Here is a 14,707-nt window from a genome sequence, read left to right as displayed (position 1 = left end):
GTAGGCTGTGGCTTGACCCCTTGGGAAGATCTATTATCAGATGGCCCATCTTCTGAAAATCAGATAGCCAGGAGCGGCAGATGTCCCTGACCTTGCGCCAAATCCGTTATTTCGTCGCCACCGCCGAGATCGGCCAGATTTCCCAGGCGGCCATCCACCTGAACATCTCCCAGTCGGCGGTGACCACCGCGATCAAGGAGCTGGAGTCCATGCTCGGCGTGCAACTGTTTGTGCGCTCGGCCCAGGGCATGAACCTGACCGACGCCGGCCGGCACTTTCTCAACCGCGCCTATGTGATCCTGCGCAGCGTCGATGACGCGCTCAACAGCCCGCTGCCCGACTACCGTGCCCGCGGCGTGTTGCGCCTGGCTGCCAGCTACACGGTGCTCGGCTACTTCCTGCCGCACCACTTGCAGCGCCTGGAACACTGGCACCCGGATGTGACCATCGAAGTGTTCGAGCAAGAGCGCCAGGCCATCGAGCAAGGTTTGCTCGACGGCCAGCTCGACATGGCAGTGGTGCTCACCGCCAACCTCACCCACCCGGCGATCGTCTCGGAAATCCTGTTCAATTCCGAACGCCGCCTGTGGCTGCCCAGCCATCACCCGTTGTGCGAGCGCGGCGCGGTGAGCCTGGCCGATGTGGCCCGGGAACCCTATATCCTGCTCACCGTCGACGAAGCCGAACACAGTGCCATGCGCTATTGGGAACAGGCCGGGCAAACGCCCAAGGTGCGCTTGCGCACCAGTTCGGTGGAAGCGGTGCGCAGCATGGTCGCCAATGGCAGTGGCGTGGCGATCCTGTCAGATCTGGTGCACCGCCCCTGGTCCCTGGAAGGCAAACGCATTGAAACCCTGACCGTCACCGACCCGGTCACGCCAATGAGCGTGGGGCTGGCCTGGCACCGCGAGCGTGCGTTCACCCCGGCGATGCAGGCGGTGCGCGATTATTTCCACGACGCCTTCCTCGCGCCGCAGCAGCTGTCGGCGCGGCGCTAGAGCTGGGATTGCAACGTCGCGGCGAGCCAATCCATGAACACTCGCACCCGCAACGGTAAATGCCGTTGACCGGCGTAGAGCAGCGACACATCCAACGGCGGTGCCTGATAATCCGGCAGCACCGCCACCAGCTCACCGCTGGCCAATAACCCGCGAATGCCCAGCAACGGCACCTGGGTGATACCGAACCCGCCCAGGCACGCGGCCTGGTAGGCATCGGTACTGTTCACGGTGACACGCCCCGCCATCACCACCCGCTGCACTTTGTTGCCATGCTGGTATTCGAAACCCGCCGAGCGCGCGCCCAACGGCCGCACGTAGTGCACCAACTGATGCTGCGCCAGGTCGGCCAACGTCTCGGGTCGGCCGTAGCGCTTGAGGTACCCGGCGCTGACGCAGTTGACCATCGGCATGCTGCACACCCGCCGCGCCACCACCGTTTGGTCAGGCTGGGCGCCGACCCGCAATACGCAGTCAAACCCTTCGGCGATCAGGTCCACCTGACGGTCGGAGCTGCTGATCTCCAGGGCGATCAACGGGTGCGTATCCATGAACGACGGCAGGCGCGGCAGGATCAATTCGCGCGCCATCACGTTGGGCATATCCACGCGAATGCGCCCGTTCAGTTGCGCTTCATCCTGGCGAAACAAACCTTCCAGTTCTTCCATGTGCGCCAGCAGATCCTTGCTGCGCTCGTACAACACGCGGCCGTCCTGGGTCGCCTGCACCTTGCGCGTGGTGCGCTGCAACAGGCACGCACCGAGCAGTTCTTCCAGCGCCTGCACATGCTCGGACACCGTGGAACGCGGCAGGCCCAGGCTCTCGCTGGCGGCGGTGAAACTCGACAGTTCGGTGACACGCACGAAGGTGCGCAACAGTTCAAGCTTGTTCATGGGATTGTTCGCCTTATCCGGCCAGTGATTCCGGTATAGCGCTGTTTATCACGCCTGGCTCGGACAAATACACTCGTTTCACTATCACTGACCTGAGGCACCCACCATGACCCGTAAAATCGCACTGATCACCGGCGCCAGCCGCGGCCTGGGCAAAAGCGCCGCGCTGCACCTGGCGGCCCAAGGCGTTGACATCATCGGCACCTACCACAGCAAGGCGGATGAAGCGCAGGCGGTTGTCGCGCAGATCGAGCAACTCGGTGGCCGCGCCGCGATGTTGAAGCTGGACGTGGGCCAGAGCGCGACCTTCGGTGACTTCGCCCATGAGGTGGCCGGCGTGCTCAAGGCCGTGTTCGCACAGGAGCACTTCGATTTCCTGGTCAACAACGCCGGCATCGGCATTCACGCCAGTTTCGCCGAGACCACCGAGGCCCAGTTCGACCACTTGGTGGCGGTCCACTTCAAGGGGCCGTTTTTCCTTACCCAGACACTGCTGCCGTTGATCCGCGACACGGGGCGCATCCTCAACATTTCCAGCGGCCTGGCGCGCTTCAGCCTGCCCGGCTATGCGGCTTACGCGTCGATGAAAGGCGCGATGGAAGTGCTGACCCGCTACCAGGCAAAAGAGCTCGGCGCGCGCGGCATCAGCGTCAACATCCTCGCCCCCGGCGCCATCGAAACCGATTTCGGCGGCGGCGCCGTACGCGACAATACCGCCCTCAACAGCATGGTCGCCAACAACACCGCCCTGGGCCGCGCCGGCTTACCGGACGATATCGGCGGTGCCATCGCCAGCGTGTTGGCCGACGGCAGCCATTGGATCACAGGGCAGCGGATCGAGGCGTCGGGCGGCATGTTTTTGTAAAAGCCGTTCACGCAGCACGTCATAACCCCAGTGGTAGACATAGGTGTACGGCAGGAAGAACAGCAACACGCCGATGTCGAGGATGAACGCCTGCAACAGGCTGATGTTCAACCACGCCGCAATCAACGGCACGCACACCAGGATCAGGCCACCTTCGAACAGCAGCGCATGCAACGTGCGCGTCCAGCCGTTGGTGGCCAGGTGCAGGTGCGCCTTGAGACGGTCGAACAGGTCGTTGAAAATCACGTTCCAGGCCAGCGCCAGCAGGCTGATCGCCAGGGTGACCAGGCCCATCTCCATCGCGGGTTTGTTCATGATCCACGCCAGCATCGGGGTGCAGATCAACAAGGCGAGCGCCTCGAAGCCAATGGCTTGGCACACGCGTTCTTTTGTCGATTTAAGCGGATTCATGACGAGGCTCCATGGGTGATGACGGTTGCCATCATTACCCTGCGCATCGATACTTCATAATTAATAACCATCGACCAAGGCGATAGTCATGGCCTCCCACGAAGTGCTGCAGGCGTTTGTCCAGGCCGCCACCCAAGGCTCGTTTTCGGCGGCGGCGCGCAAGCTGGGCAAGAGCCAATCCACCGTCAGCGCGGCGGTGGCAAGCCTGGAGATTGACCTGGATGTGGCGCTATTCGACCGCAGCAGCCGCAAGCCGACGCTGACCCCGGCCGGCCATGTGTTGCTGCAACGCGCCGAGCAGGTGCTGGAGGCCAACAGTCGCCTTGAATTGGCGGCGAGCCAGTTGTCTCACGGGTTGGAGCCGAAGCTGAGTATCGCCATGTCGGATACTTATCAGTCCGACCGTTTCGAAAGCACCCTCAGCGCCTTTGAACAGCGCTATCCGGACCTTGAACTCGAGTGCCTGATCGCCGAATGCGATGACCTGATCGCCCTGGTGCAAAGCGGCCGAGCGCAGATCGCCTTTATCGAACAGCAGGCCGATTACCCCCCGGACCTGACCGGTTCGCCCGTCGAGGAACGCACCGAAATCGCCTTGTTCGTGGCCCCTGGGCATCCACTGGCAGGCCTGCGCAACATCACTGCGCAGGCCTTGCAGCAACACCGTGAACTGCGCCTGGCCAGCATTCTCAACCCGAATGAAACCCGCGCCACCGGCCGCGTATGGTCGGCGCCCAGTTACTTGATGCTGCTGGAGATGGCGCAATTGGGCTTCGGTTGGGCGCCGATCCCGCGCTGGCTGGTCGAACGGTTTGGCGGCGACCGCCTGGTGGAACTCAAGGCCCGCGGCTGGCCACGTGCGGTGGCGGTGGATGCGTTGTGGTCACGCCAGCATCCACCCGGGCCGGCGGGGAGTTGGTTGTTAAACGCGATGCTGGAGTGAGCGTCTTCGACAAACCCGTTAGAATCCAAGCCTCTTTGTAGGATTTCGGATACGCCCCCGATGGAAACCCGCCTCGTTCCTTATGAGACGCTGAGCCTCGTACAGAAACAGCAACTCGACACTCTGCAGGTACATCCCGAGCAATTGCCGTACTCCGGTGATATCTACTGCGCGCTGAACAGCCTGCTGGTCAATCCCAATCCCGCCGCTATCAAGGGTTTTGCCTTGCTCGCCGACGACCTGCCGGTGGCCTTCCTGCTGCTCAAACGCCCGCCATGCCTGCCCCATTGGGCGGACGAGCACAGCGCCACCTTGCACGCGTTGCAGGTGGATCGACATCAGCAAGGTCGCGGCTTTGGCAAGGCCTGCCTACAGGCGTTGCCCACGGCGGCATTGCAAGCGTGGCCGCAGATCAAGGCGCTGGAATTGTCGGTGGATGCGGACAATTTGGCGGCGATGGGCTTGTATCTGCGGGCTGGATGGGTGGATAGCGGCGAGGCTTACAGGGGACGGATTGGGTATGAGCGCAGGCTAAGGTGGACATTTACCAGTGAGGCTTGACGCCCACCCAATGTAACGTAAACATAACCTCTCAAAGACAATGTAATGGTTATGTGACATGGACGCTTCGCTCATCATGCTGAGACTCGCAAAGCAGATTCGGGGAAAGCGTCTCCGCCAAGGCTATAAACAATCAGATCTGGCCAAACTGGCGGGCGTTACGCGTCAGAAAATTATCGAGATTGAGCAAGGCAGTATGTCCGTTTCGATGGGCGCCTACGCTCGGGTAATGGCTGCTTTGAACTGTGAAATGGAACTGGTAGCAGCGCGCCTCCCCGTGCTTGAGGAACTCGAAGACATTTTCAAGGATTAAGCGCTGTTTGCGGAACCGGCGCGTCGCTTGGTGCTCGCCGGTTCCTGCAGCACTGAGTCAGCCCCTTTCGCCCACCGGCACCCAGATCTCCACCGTCCCCGTGCCCTTGCGCCCATCGAAATCCGCGCTGTAGCGCTCGAAATCCGCGCCCATCACCTTGTAGCCCGAATGCGGCAACCACTCGAACATGATGCGTTCGTATGTCTGCGCAAGTTGCTGCACCGGCCCGTAATGTGGGAACACGGCGTAGTTGAGCGGCGGAATTTCGATAGACTCGAAATTGCTTGGCACGTCGCCCCTGGTGGGTACTTCTACCCCGGCGATGTAGTCGAATTCGCCCTGCCTGGGGTTATGGCAAACGCCATACGTCACACCGCCAACGCGCTTCTTGATGTCCTTGATGCACGTGTCGAACAACTCCCACAGTTTAGGGATATCGCCCACGGTAGCCTTTGAATAACGCCCCTGTACGCCGGCGATCACCATGGCCTTGCCGGCTTCCATGCGTGGCTCCAGCGGTTGTTTTGTCTGCTGATCCATACGAACAGTCTCCTTCTTATGAGGGCACAAACCCGCATCGAGTATAGGGGCATATCCGCGCTGCACTCCATGCAGAAAATTTTCCTACGCATCTGGACAACTGGCCATCATCGACCGTATTGTCTGCCCCGCAGGCCACCGCAGTGGCCAACGTCGCTCGGACGGTTCCGGGCGCTTACGTACTTCGAGGCAACAATGGCCGAACAAGGTTCGCCGCGCCGCTTTGCGCGCATCGATCGACTCCCCCCTTACGTATTCAATATCACTGCCGAGCTGAAGATGGCTGCGCGTCGGCGCGGCGAAGACATCATCGACTTGAGCATGGGTAACCCCGACGGCGCCACGCCGCCGCATATTGTCGAAAAACTCGTGCAAGTCGCCCAGCGTGAGGACACCCACGGCTATTCCACCTCCAAAGGCATTCCGCGTTTGCGCCGGGCGATTTCGCGCTGGTACAAAGACCGCTACGAAGTGGAGATCGACCCGGAAACCGAGGCCATCGTGACCATCGGTTCCAAGGAAGGCCTGGCGCACTTGATGCTGGCCACCCTGGATCAGGGCGACACGGTGCTGGTGCCCAACCCGAGCTATCCGATTCATATCTACGGTGCAGTGATTGCCGGCGCCCAGGTGCGTTCGGTGCCGCTGGTGCCGGGTGTGGATTTCTTCGCTGAACTGGAACGCGCGATTCGCGGCTCGATCCCCAAGCCGAAGATGATGATCCTCGGTTTCCCGTCCAACCCCACTGCGCAGTGCGTGGAGCTGGATTTCTTCGAACGCGTGATCGCGCTGGCCAAGCAATACGATGTGCTGGTGATCCACGACCTGGCCTACGCCGACATCGTGTACGACGGCTGGAAAGCGCCATCCATCATGCAAGTGCCGGGCGCCAAGGACATCGCGGTGGAGTTTTTCACCCTGTCCAAGAGCTACAACATGGCCGGCTGGCGCATCGGCTTCATGGTGGGCAACCCGGAACTGGTCAACGCCCTGGCGCGGATCAAGAGTTACCACGACTACGGCACCTTCACCCCGTTGCAGGTGGCGGCGATTGCGGCGCTCGAAGGCGATCAGCAGTGTGTGAAAGACATCGCCGAGCAATACCGCCAGCGCCGCAATGTGCTGGTCAAGGGCCTGCATGAGCTGGGCTGGATGGTCGAAAATCCGAAGGCGTCGATGTACGTGTGGGCCAAGATCCCCGAGCAGTACGCCGCGATGGGCTCGCTGGAATTTGCCAAGAAGCTGCTGCTGGAAGCCAAGGTGTGCGTGTCGCCGGGGATCGGCTTTGGGGAGTATGGCGATGATCATGTACGCTTTGCGCTGATAGAGAACCAGGATCGGATTCGCCAGGCGGTGCGCGGGATTCGCGGGATGTTCAGGGTGGATGGGTTGGTCACCAAAGCCTGACCTGATCCACCTGCAGAAACCCAATCAATGTGGGAGCTGGCTTGCCTGCGATGCAGACACCTCGGTATGTCAATTAGACCGAGGTGATGCTATCGCAGGCAAGCCAGCTCCCACATTTTGATTGGGTTCCCAGATCGGGTTTGCGGTGTGGGTTAAACCACCAGCGACAACAGCATGATGAAGATCAACGCCACGATCGACAAAATCGTCTCCATCGCCGTCCACGTCTTGAAAGTCTCGGCTACGGTCATGTTGAAGTACTGCTTCACCAGCCAGAACCCTGCATCGTTGACGTGGGACAAAATCAACGAACCCGCCCCCGTCGCCAGCACCAGCAGTTCACGGTTGACCCCCGGAATCATCCCCACCACCGGCACCACAATGCCAGCGCCCGTAATGGTCGCCACGGTGGCTGAACCGGTGGCTACGCGAATCACCGCCGCCACCAGCCACGCCAGCAAAATCGGATTGATCTGCGCGTTCACCGCCATGTGGCCGATCACGTCGCCCACGCCGCTGGTCACCAGCATCTGCTTGAAACCGCCGCCGGCACCGATGATCAGGATGATCGCCGCGGTCGGCGCCAGGCTGGCGTCGAGCAGCTTGAGGATCTGTTTGGAGTGGATACCCTGGCGGTGGCCGAAGGTGTACAGCGACAGCAGCAAGGCCAGCAGCAAGGCGCTGATCGGGTGACCGATCATGTCCATCCAGTTGCGCACCACGTGGCCTTCGGCAAAGGCGATGTCGGCGAAGGTCTTGAGCAACATCAGGAACACCGGCAGCAGCACGGTGACCAGGGTGATGCCGAAGCTTGGCAGCGACTTGTTATCGGTCTCGCGGGCCAGTTGGTCGACCAGTTCCTGGGACGGGTTGCCCGGGATGTACTTGGCAATGAAGGTGCCGAAGATCGGACCGGCGATAATGGCGGTCGGCAGGGCGACGATCAGGCCGTACAGGATGGTCTTGCCGATGTCCGCGCCAAACACGCCGATGGCCAGCAGCGGGCCCGGGTGCGGTGGCACCAGGCCGTGCACCGCCGAGAGGCCGGCCAGCAACGGGATACCGATCTTGATCAGCGACACGCCGGTGCGGCGCGCGACGATGAATACCAGCGGGATCAGCAGCACAAAGCCGATTTCGAAGAACAGGGGGATACCCACCAGGAAGGCGGCGAACATCATCGCCCACTGGACTTTCTCCTTGCCGAAAGCGCGGATCAGCGTTTGCGCGATCTGATCGGCGCCGCCGGATTCGGCCATCATCTTGCCGAGCATGGTACCCAGCGCGAGGATGATGCCGACAAAGCCGAGCACCCCGCCGAAGCCGTCCTGGAACGCCTTGATGATTTTTTCCACGGGCATGCCCGAGGTCAGGCCGAGGAAGCCGGCCGCGATGATCAATGCAATAAACGGGTGCACCTTGAACTTGGTGATCAGAACGATCAGCCCAATGATAGTGACCACTGCATCGAGCAGTAGATAGGACTCGTGGGACATGCCAAACATGGGGGTCTCTCCTGTTTGTTGTTGTTATTAAAGCGGGTGTTGAATTTCCTGCCGGGGACAGCGCTATCTTTCCGGCAAAAAATTATCGGGTTGGTTCAAAACCGTGCTGCAGCCACCAGGCGTTGGTCTGCTCGGCCAGTTCCTCAACGCTGTCTTCGCTGGCGTTGAGCGCCAGGGTCAGCGGTTCGCCCTTGGGCGATTCCAGGGTGGCGAATTGGCTGTCGATCAGGCTGGCCGGCATGAAATGACCGGGGCGATGGGACACGCGGTCGGCGGCGACTTCACGGGTCAGCTCCAGGAAGACAAAGCCCAGGCCCGGTGCGGCTTCGCGCAGGTGGTCGCGGTATTTCTTTTTAAGGGATGAACAGGTCAGCACGGGGTGCTCGCCCGCCTTGAGCGAACGGCGCAGTTCATCGCAGAGGATGTCGAGCCAGCCCGCGCGGTCGTCGTCGTTGAGGGGGTGGCCGGCGCTCATCTTTTCAATGTTCGCGGCAGGGTGAAAGCTGTCGCCTTCGATGGCGGTGGCGCCGTTCAGACGGCACAGGGCCTTGCTGACGCTGGTTTTGCCACAGCCGGCAACACCCATGATGACCAGGGCAGTAACAGGTTGACTCATAAACACCTCAGGACGCAGATAGCGCTACCTTTGCACAGTGTAAGGCTAGTGCAAAAACAGGCTTTTCCCGCGCCGTCTTGTCTTTTTTTATGGAGTGACGCGTGCATCCGCTCCAATCATTTGAACGGGATCAGGCAACCCGACGTTCAAGCATTTGCAGCCGTTTGGAGACAGCGCTACCTTAGTGCCTCGATTTTTGTTTGGCAAGCCGCCTGATGACCTCCAAGAACGATAAAAATACTCGCACTACCGGTCGCCCCACCCTCAATGAAGTCGCACGCCTGGCCGGCGTCAGCCCCATCACCGCCTCCCGCGCCTTGCGCGGCATCAGCACCGTGGCCACCGAGCTTGTGGAAAAAGTGCAGCTCGCCGCCGCCGAACTCAACTACGTGGTCAACCCCGCCGCCCGCGCGCTGGCCTCCGCCCAGAGCCATTCGGTGGTGGTACTGGTGCCGTCGTTGTCCAACCTGCTGTTTATCGAAACCCTCGAAGCCATTCACCAAGTACTGCGGCCCAAGGGCTTTGAAGTGCTGATCGGCAACTTTCACTATTCGCGCGATGAAGAAGAGAACCTGCTGCGCAATTACATGGCCTACCAGCCACGCGGGTTGCTGCTGACCGGGTTTGATCGCACCGAAAGCGCCCGACGGATGGTCGAGGCGAGCAATGTGCCGTGCGTCTACATGATGGACCTGGACCCCAATGCCGGCGTGAACTGCGTGGGCTTTTCGCAGTTGGCGGCGGGTGAGACGGCGGCGGCGCATCTGTTGTCCCGTGGGCGCAGGCGCCTGGCGTATATCGGCGCACAACTGGACCAGCGCACCTTGTTGCGTGGGGAAGGTTTCCGCCGAGCATTGCAACAGGCGGGCATGTACGACCCGGCGCTGGAGTTGCTCACGCCGCGCCCGTCTTCCGTGGGCCTGGGGGGCGAATTGTTTCTGCAATTGCTGGCGGCGCATCCGGACGTGGATGCGATTTTCTTCGGCAACGATGACTTGGCCCAGGGCGCGTTGCTCGAAGCCCTGCGCCATGGCATCAAAGTGCCGGAGCGGGTGGCGGTGCTGGGCTTCAATGACTTGCCGGCGTCGTCGTTCATGGTGCCGCGCCTGAGCAGCATCAGCACGCCGCGCGAAGCGATTGGCCGGCGTGCGGCGGAGCATCTACTGACGATGATGGCGGGTAACAAGATCGCCAAGCCGGTGGTGGATATGGGGTTCGAGTTGCAGGTGCGGGAGAGCACCTGACCGTCAAGCGGAACACAATCGCAGGCAAGCCAGCTCCCACAGGTTTACCGTGCCAGCTCGACATGTAGGACGCGCTGTAGGACGCGGCTGACATTGCAGCAAGCGCCTTGCCCGGTTACCTACGCTTACGTCAGAATCCGCCGGCTTGTGCGCCTGGGGGTGGGTCTCTAAGGTTGGCCGGTCGCTGAATTTCTCGGTGATCGGGTTTAGTAGCCCGGCTTCCCACACAAGATGCATGAGCCTGTCGATGCTTGATGGTGGCTGTGCGCAGGGCGCCTTCGGGTGCGCCGGGTTTGTGTGGGATACCGGTCTACTAACCTGCGTACAGCTGCCACCCCTCGTTTAGTAGCGATGAGGTATCAGCCCAAATCAGGTACTTCAACAATGCAAAGCATCCCCACGCATACCCTCTTCACTGTCATCCCCGGCTCCTCTATCGAAACCCTGCTGATCAACAGCTACGAAACCGTCTGCTCCGTCAGTACCTTGTTGCTCGACCTGTCCGAAGACCTCACCGGACAACAACGCGATGTTGCCCTGGCTATTCATCAGCTAAGCGAGCTGAGTGTATTGCTGGTAGGCAAAGCGATGGACCAGCACACCCCACGTTGCTAAAGCCGAGCACGGTCAGTGTGGGAGCTGGCTTGCCTGCGATGGCAGTGGGACAGACAATGATGTGTTGCCTGATACACCGCTATCGCAGGCAAGCCAGCTCCCACATTCTACTCTGCTCGCTTAACCACCACGGTGCCTGCTAGATTGGCTGCTCTCAAATGCCAGGAAAGCACCATGGGACACTCACTGAAAATCTTGGGCCGCGCCTCTTCCATCAATGTGCGCAAAGTCCTCTGGACCTGCCAGGAACTGGGCATCGACTATGTGCGCGAAGACTGGGGCATCGGCTTCAAGCCCACCCAGTCGGCCGAATTCCTCGCGCTGAACCCCAATGCCCAGGTGCCGGTGCTGATCGACGACCACGGCGTGCTCTGGGAATCCAACACCATCTGCCGCTACCTCGTTGGCCTCTATCAACGCCACGACTTGCTGCCCGTCGAGCCGGCGCCACGCGCGCAGGTCGAGCAATGGATGGACTGGCAAGCCACCGAACTCAATCGCGCCTGGGGCGATGCCTTCCCGGCTCTGGTGCGCAACAACCCGGACGGCCTGGACGCAGCGCAAATAGCCGCTGCGGTGCAAGTCTGGAATGACAAAATGGGCATTTTGGAACAGCAGCTTGCACGCACAGGCGCCTATGTGGCCGGCGATGAATTCACCCTCGCCGACATCCTGGTCGGCCTCTCGGTGCACCGCTGGCAGGTGACCCCCATGCAGCGCCCGCCCTACCCGGCCGTTGCGGCGTATTACCAGCGCTTGAGCCAGCACAAAGGCTTCGAGGCCTTCGCGCTAGACGGGCATAACTGACAACAAGGGAAGGTTACGCGGTGGACCGGCAAATCACGCCATTAACCACTGCGCCATAAAACGTTGAAATAAAACGCCTTTGCGCAATAAATCGGTGAATAGGCAGCCAGACACACTCGATTTCACAAGCATCGATTTCCGTTAGCCCGCTAAGATTCCAGGCAACTGCCCCTGGAATCGCCCCTATGTCCACGATTACCCACGCTGCCACGGACGGGATCGACCCGATCCGTGCCGCCCATATCAGCGCACGCATCGACCGCCTGCCTGCCGTCGCCACCGTCTGGCGCTTGGTCGCATTGCTGTCGATCGGTGGTTTTTTCGAGCTGTATGACCTGTTTCAGACCGCCTACATCAGCCCCGGCCTGATCAGCGACGGCATCTTCCACACCGGCAGCCAAGGTGTGTTTGGCTTCTCCGACCAGGCCGCATTCGCCTCCGCGACGTTCCTGGGCCTGTTCCTCGGTGCCAGCCTGCTCAGCCCCATCGCCGACCGCTTCGGGCGCCGGGCGATATTCACCTTCGCGCTGGTCTGGTACACCGTCGCCACGGTGCTGATGGGTATCCAGACGTCCGCCCTGGGCATCATCTGCATGCGCTTTCTGGTGGGCATCGGGCTAGGCATCGAACTGGTCACCATCGACGCCTACCTCTCGGAACTGGTGCCCAAGCGCATGCGCAGTTCGGCGTTTGCCTTTGCGTTTTTTATCCAGTTCCTGTCGGTGCCGACGGTGGCGCTGATGTCGTGGTGGCTGGTGCCGCAGGCGCCGTTCGGGGTCTCCGGCTGGCGTTGGGTGGTGCTAAGCAGTGCGGTGTTTGCGCTGTTTATCTGGCAACTGCGCAAGCGCTTGCCGGAATCACCACGCTGGCTCGCGCAGAAGGGCCGCTTTGACGAGGCCGGCGCGATCATGGACAGCCTGGAGACGCGCTGCCTCAAGGACCACGGCAAGCCCCTGGATGAACCGGAACCCGAAGCCATCAGCGTGCAGGGCAGCGGCCGTTTCGCCGATATCTGGCAACCGCCCTACCGCCGCCGCGCGTTGATGCTGATCGTGTTCCATGTGTTCCAGGCCATCGGTTTCTTCGGCTTCGGCAACTGGCTGCCGGCTCTCCTGTCGGGCCAGGGGGTCAGCGTGACCCACAGCTTGCTCTACGCCTTCATCATCACCCTGGCCTACCCGCTGGGGCCGCTGCTGTTTGTGAAAATGGCCAATCGCTTTGAAAACAAATGGCAGATCGTCGGCTCGGCCTTGGGCGCGGTGATCTTCGGCAGCCTGTTCGCTCTTCAAACAACGGCGGTGGGCCTGGTGTTTTGCGGGGTGATGATCACCTTCTGCAACGCCTGGCTGAGTTTCAGTTATCACTCGCACCAAAGTGAACTGTTCCCCACCAATATCCGCGCGCGGGCGGTAGGCTTCTGCTATTCATTCAGCCGCTTGTCCACAGTGTTCAGCAGCCTGTTGATCGGTTTTATCCTCGAACACCTGGGCACGCCGGGCGTGTTGGCGTTCATTGCCAGCAGTATGTTGATCGTGATGATCACCATCAGCTGGTTCGGCCCGCGCACGCGCAACCTGGCGCTGGAAAATATCGCCCAATGATTACGTCATCAGTAATCTGACCGCCCGTCACTTCCCTGAAATTACTGTCATCTCTGACAGTAGACCTCGCCTCCTACCGACGTTGTACTGTTAACAGGCGAATCCATAGGGAAACGCCGTTATTGAACGCGAGGAGCATGACATGGCGCAGAACAATGATGAAAAGGCCTCGGAGGGCTGGTTTAAATCCACAGGCTTCGAGGGAGATGTAGATACCACGGCCGTTGTTTATCGCCAATCACCCACGGGCTCGAGAGGCATCACTATTTATGGAATACAGCCTACTGCGAATGGCAATTCAATAGGAGTTGAAATCAATTTTCCCAACGACGCGCCGCTGGGACCGATCCTCGTGCCACAACCCTTTCCCGGCGATGTAATCGTGGCCTATTTTCGTCAAGCAAGCAGTGGTCAGCGAACATCCTATCGCGCTAAAAATGGCGTACTGGAGTTACTCGCCTTTGATGCACAAAGGGGCTTCGTATCGGGTAAATTTAACGTATTGGCCGACGTTGATGGCACTGGGCGTTCGTTCGAGGGGTCATTTGATATCCATTCCGTATGAGCAGGGCACCGGCGGCAACAGTTGGCCTCACAGGACCACTGATTGCCGCTTTAATCTTGAAGCGTCCCGTAAACACAAGGGTTCGCCATCGGCACGCTATTTGCTCCACCTGTGGCACCGAACATTTCCCCAGGTGACCGATCATGCTGGTTAACAACAACACCCAAGCCATGTCGACCGTGCAACAGATCAAGCGGCCCGACATGGACCCCGCCAACGCCGCCGCCAGCGCGCTGTACAGCGGTGCGCTGCAAGCGGCCCAGCAAAGCACCATCGTGCCGGCTGCGCAGAAGGATCTGGACAAGGCCACCGACCGCATCGACGAAGCCTTCGCCAAGACTCGCGTGCAGTTGCAGTCGAGCACTGCGGATGTGCCGGCGACCAATGCCGCGTCTTCGGCGCGCACTGAGTTCACCGACTACATGAGCAAATCCCCGGGCGAACGCATTCGTGAGCAGTTGCTCAAGGAACAGGGGCTGACCGAGGCGGATGTGCAGAACATGTCCCAGGAAAAGCAGGACGCGATTTCCAAACAGGTGGCCGAGCGGTTGAAGCAGCAGCAAGAGCAGCAGGTCGCCGCGAAAACCGTAGACCCGCAGGCGCAGGCGGTGAAAGAAACCTTGGCCGCGATCTAAGGCTCAGCGCTGATCAAATGTCCAAACTTGGTTTTTGTGGGAGCTGGCTTGCCTGCGATGACATCACCTCGGTACAACCGAAATACCGAGGCGTCTGCATCGCAGGCAAGCCAGCTCCCACATTGACTGGGTTACCAGATTGGCTGCAACTGCGAGGCCACTGGTCCCGTCAGCATCGTTATAAAACG

The 14,707-nt window shown here is 60.5% G+C and carries 17 protein-coding genes; 12 read left to right on the top strand and 5 right to left on the bottom strand.

The window, feature by feature from the left end; translation table 11 throughout:
* Positions 1-80 precede the first annotated feature (80 nt).
* Positions 81-998 (top strand): LysR family transcriptional regulator, encoded by a 918-nt coding sequence (locus ACLH0H_RS15510; protein WP_411378678.1) that lies wholly within the window; start codon positions 81-83, stop codon positions 996-998.
* Here ACLH0H_RS15510 and ACLH0H_RS15505 read toward each other — a convergent pair.
* Complete coding sequence (locus ACLH0H_RS15505; RefSeq protein WP_411378677.1) at positions 995-1,891, bottom strand: LysR family transcriptional regulator; 897 nt, start codon at positions 1,889-1,891, stop codon at positions 995-997. The two genes, ACLH0H_RS15510 and ACLH0H_RS15505, sit on opposite strands and share 4 nt — an antisense overlap.
* A gap of 106 nt (positions 1,892-1,997) precedes the next feature.
* Between ACLH0H_RS15505 and ACLH0H_RS15500 the strand changes: the two genes are divergently transcribed.
* The gene (locus ACLH0H_RS15500; protein WP_411378676.1) at positions 1,998-2,756 is read left to right on the top strand and encodes an SDR family NAD(P)-dependent oxidoreductase; all 759 of its coding nucleotides are present in this window, start codon (positions 1,998-2,000) and stop codon (positions 2,754-2,756) included.
* Here the strand turns inward: ACLH0H_RS15500 and ACLH0H_RS15495 are convergent.
* Positions 2,655-3,167, bottom strand: a complete 513-nt coding sequence (locus ACLH0H_RS15495) for a multidrug/biocide efflux PACE transporter (protein WP_411378675.1) — start codon at positions 3,165-3,167, stop codon at positions 2,655-2,657. The two genes, ACLH0H_RS15500 and ACLH0H_RS15495, sit on opposite strands and share 102 nt — an antisense overlap.
* Positions 3,168-3,255: 88 nt before the next feature.
* On the opposite strand from ACLH0H_RS15495, the gene ACLH0H_RS15490 reads away from it, so the two are divergent.
* From ACLH0H_RS15490 to ACLH0H_RS15480, 3 genes are read left to right on the top strand one after another with little or no spacing between them, the layout of a single operon-like run.
* A complete protein-coding gene (locus ACLH0H_RS15490) occupies positions 3,256-4,110 on the top strand; it encodes a LysR family transcriptional regulator (RefSeq protein WP_411378674.1) in 855 nt (284 codons plus the stop codon).
* A 60-nt stretch (positions 4,111-4,170) separates the two neighbouring features.
* Positions 4,171-4,671 (top strand): GNAT family N-acetyltransferase, encoded by a 501-nt coding sequence (locus ACLH0H_RS15485; RefSeq protein WP_411378673.1) that lies wholly within the window; start codon positions 4,171-4,173, stop codon positions 4,669-4,671.
* Positions 4,672-4,729: 58 nt separating this feature from the next.
* Entirely contained in the window at positions 4,730-4,984 is a 255-nt protein-coding gene (locus ACLH0H_RS15480; RefSeq protein WP_076949672.1) for a helix-turn-helix transcriptional regulator, read from the top strand.
* Between the two features lie 57 nt (positions 4,985-5,041).
* On the opposite strand, the gene ACLH0H_RS15475 is transcribed toward ACLH0H_RS15480, so the two are convergent.
* Complete coding sequence (locus ACLH0H_RS15475) at positions 5,042-5,524, bottom strand: GyrI-like domain-containing protein (RefSeq protein WP_411378672.1); 483 nt, start codon at positions 5,522-5,524, stop codon at positions 5,042-5,044.
* A gap of 195 nt (positions 5,525-5,719) precedes the next feature.
* Here ACLH0H_RS15475 and alaC point away from each other — a divergent pair, with 195 nt between their 5' ends.
* Positions 5,720-6,931 (top strand): alanine transaminase, encoded by a 1,212-nt coding sequence (gene alaC / locus ACLH0H_RS15470; RefSeq protein WP_411378671.1) that lies wholly within the window; start codon positions 5,720-5,722, stop codon positions 6,929-6,931.
* A gap of 152 nt (positions 6,932-7,083) precedes the next feature.
* On the opposite strand, the gene ACLH0H_RS15465 is transcribed toward alaC, so the two are convergent.
* Positions 7,084-8,436: a GntP family permease gene (locus ACLH0H_RS15465; RefSeq protein WP_076949675.1), complete on the bottom strand. Its 1,353-nt coding sequence runs from the start codon at positions 8,434-8,436 to the stop codon at positions 7,084-7,086.
* Positions 8,437-8,518: 82 nt separating this feature from the next.
* A complete protein-coding gene (locus ACLH0H_RS15460; protein WP_411378670.1) occupies positions 8,519-9,052 on the bottom strand; it encodes a gluconokinase in 534 nt (177 codons plus the stop codon).
* Positions 9,053-9,264: 212 nt separating this feature from the next.
* On the opposite strand from ACLH0H_RS15460, the gene ACLH0H_RS15455 reads away from it, so the two are divergent.
* The 6 genes from ACLH0H_RS15455 to ACLH0H_RS15430 all read left to right on the top strand — a co-directional run bounded on the left by ACLH0H_RS15455 (position 9,265) and on the right by ACLH0H_RS15430 (position 14,519).
* Positions 9,265-10,296 carry a LacI family DNA-binding transcriptional regulator gene (locus ACLH0H_RS15455; RefSeq protein ID WP_411382419.1) on the top strand — a complete coding sequence of 344 codons (1,032 nt, stop codon included), beginning with the start codon at positions 9,265-9,267 and terminating at the stop codon, positions 10,294-10,296.
* Positions 10,297-10,680: 384 nt separating this feature from the next.
* A complete protein-coding gene (locus tag ACLH0H_RS15450) occupies positions 10,681-10,911 on the top strand; it encodes a DUF6124 family protein (protein WP_411378669.1) in 231 nt (76 codons plus the stop codon).
* A gap of 174 nt (positions 10,912-11,085) precedes the next feature.
* The gene (locus ACLH0H_RS15445; protein ID WP_411378668.1) at positions 11,086-11,718 is read left to right on the top strand and encodes a glutathione S-transferase family protein; all 633 of its coding nucleotides are present in this window, start codon (positions 11,086-11,088) and stop codon (positions 11,716-11,718) included.
* Between the two features lie 185 nt (positions 11,719-11,903).
* Positions 11,904-13,319 carry an MFS transporter gene (locus ACLH0H_RS15440; RefSeq protein ID WP_411378667.1) on the top strand — a complete coding sequence of 472 codons (1,416 nt, stop codon included), beginning with the start codon at positions 11,904-11,906 and terminating at the stop codon, positions 13,317-13,319.
* 142 nt (positions 13,320-13,461) lie between these two features.
* On the top strand, positions 13,462-13,884 hold the full coding sequence (locus tag ACLH0H_RS15435; RefSeq protein WP_411378666.1) for a hypothetical protein: 423 nt from the start codon (positions 13,462-13,464) through the stop codon (positions 13,882-13,884).
* A 143-nt stretch (positions 13,885-14,027) separates the two neighbouring features.
* Positions 14,028-14,519 (top strand): hypothetical protein, encoded by a 492-nt coding sequence (locus ACLH0H_RS15430; RefSeq protein ID WP_411378665.1) that lies wholly within the window; start codon positions 14,028-14,030, stop codon positions 14,517-14,519.
* Positions 14,520-14,707 lie beyond the last annotated feature (188 nt).

The organism is Pseudomonas sp. MPB26, assembly GCF_046605355.1.
Classification (GTDB): Bacteria; Pseudomonadota; Gammaproteobacteria; order Pseudomonadales; family Pseudomonadaceae; genus Aquipseudomonas; species Aquipseudomonas cedrina.
Note: the sequence above shows the minus strand (reverse complement) of the source record. Positions and strands in the feature narration are given on the sequence as shown.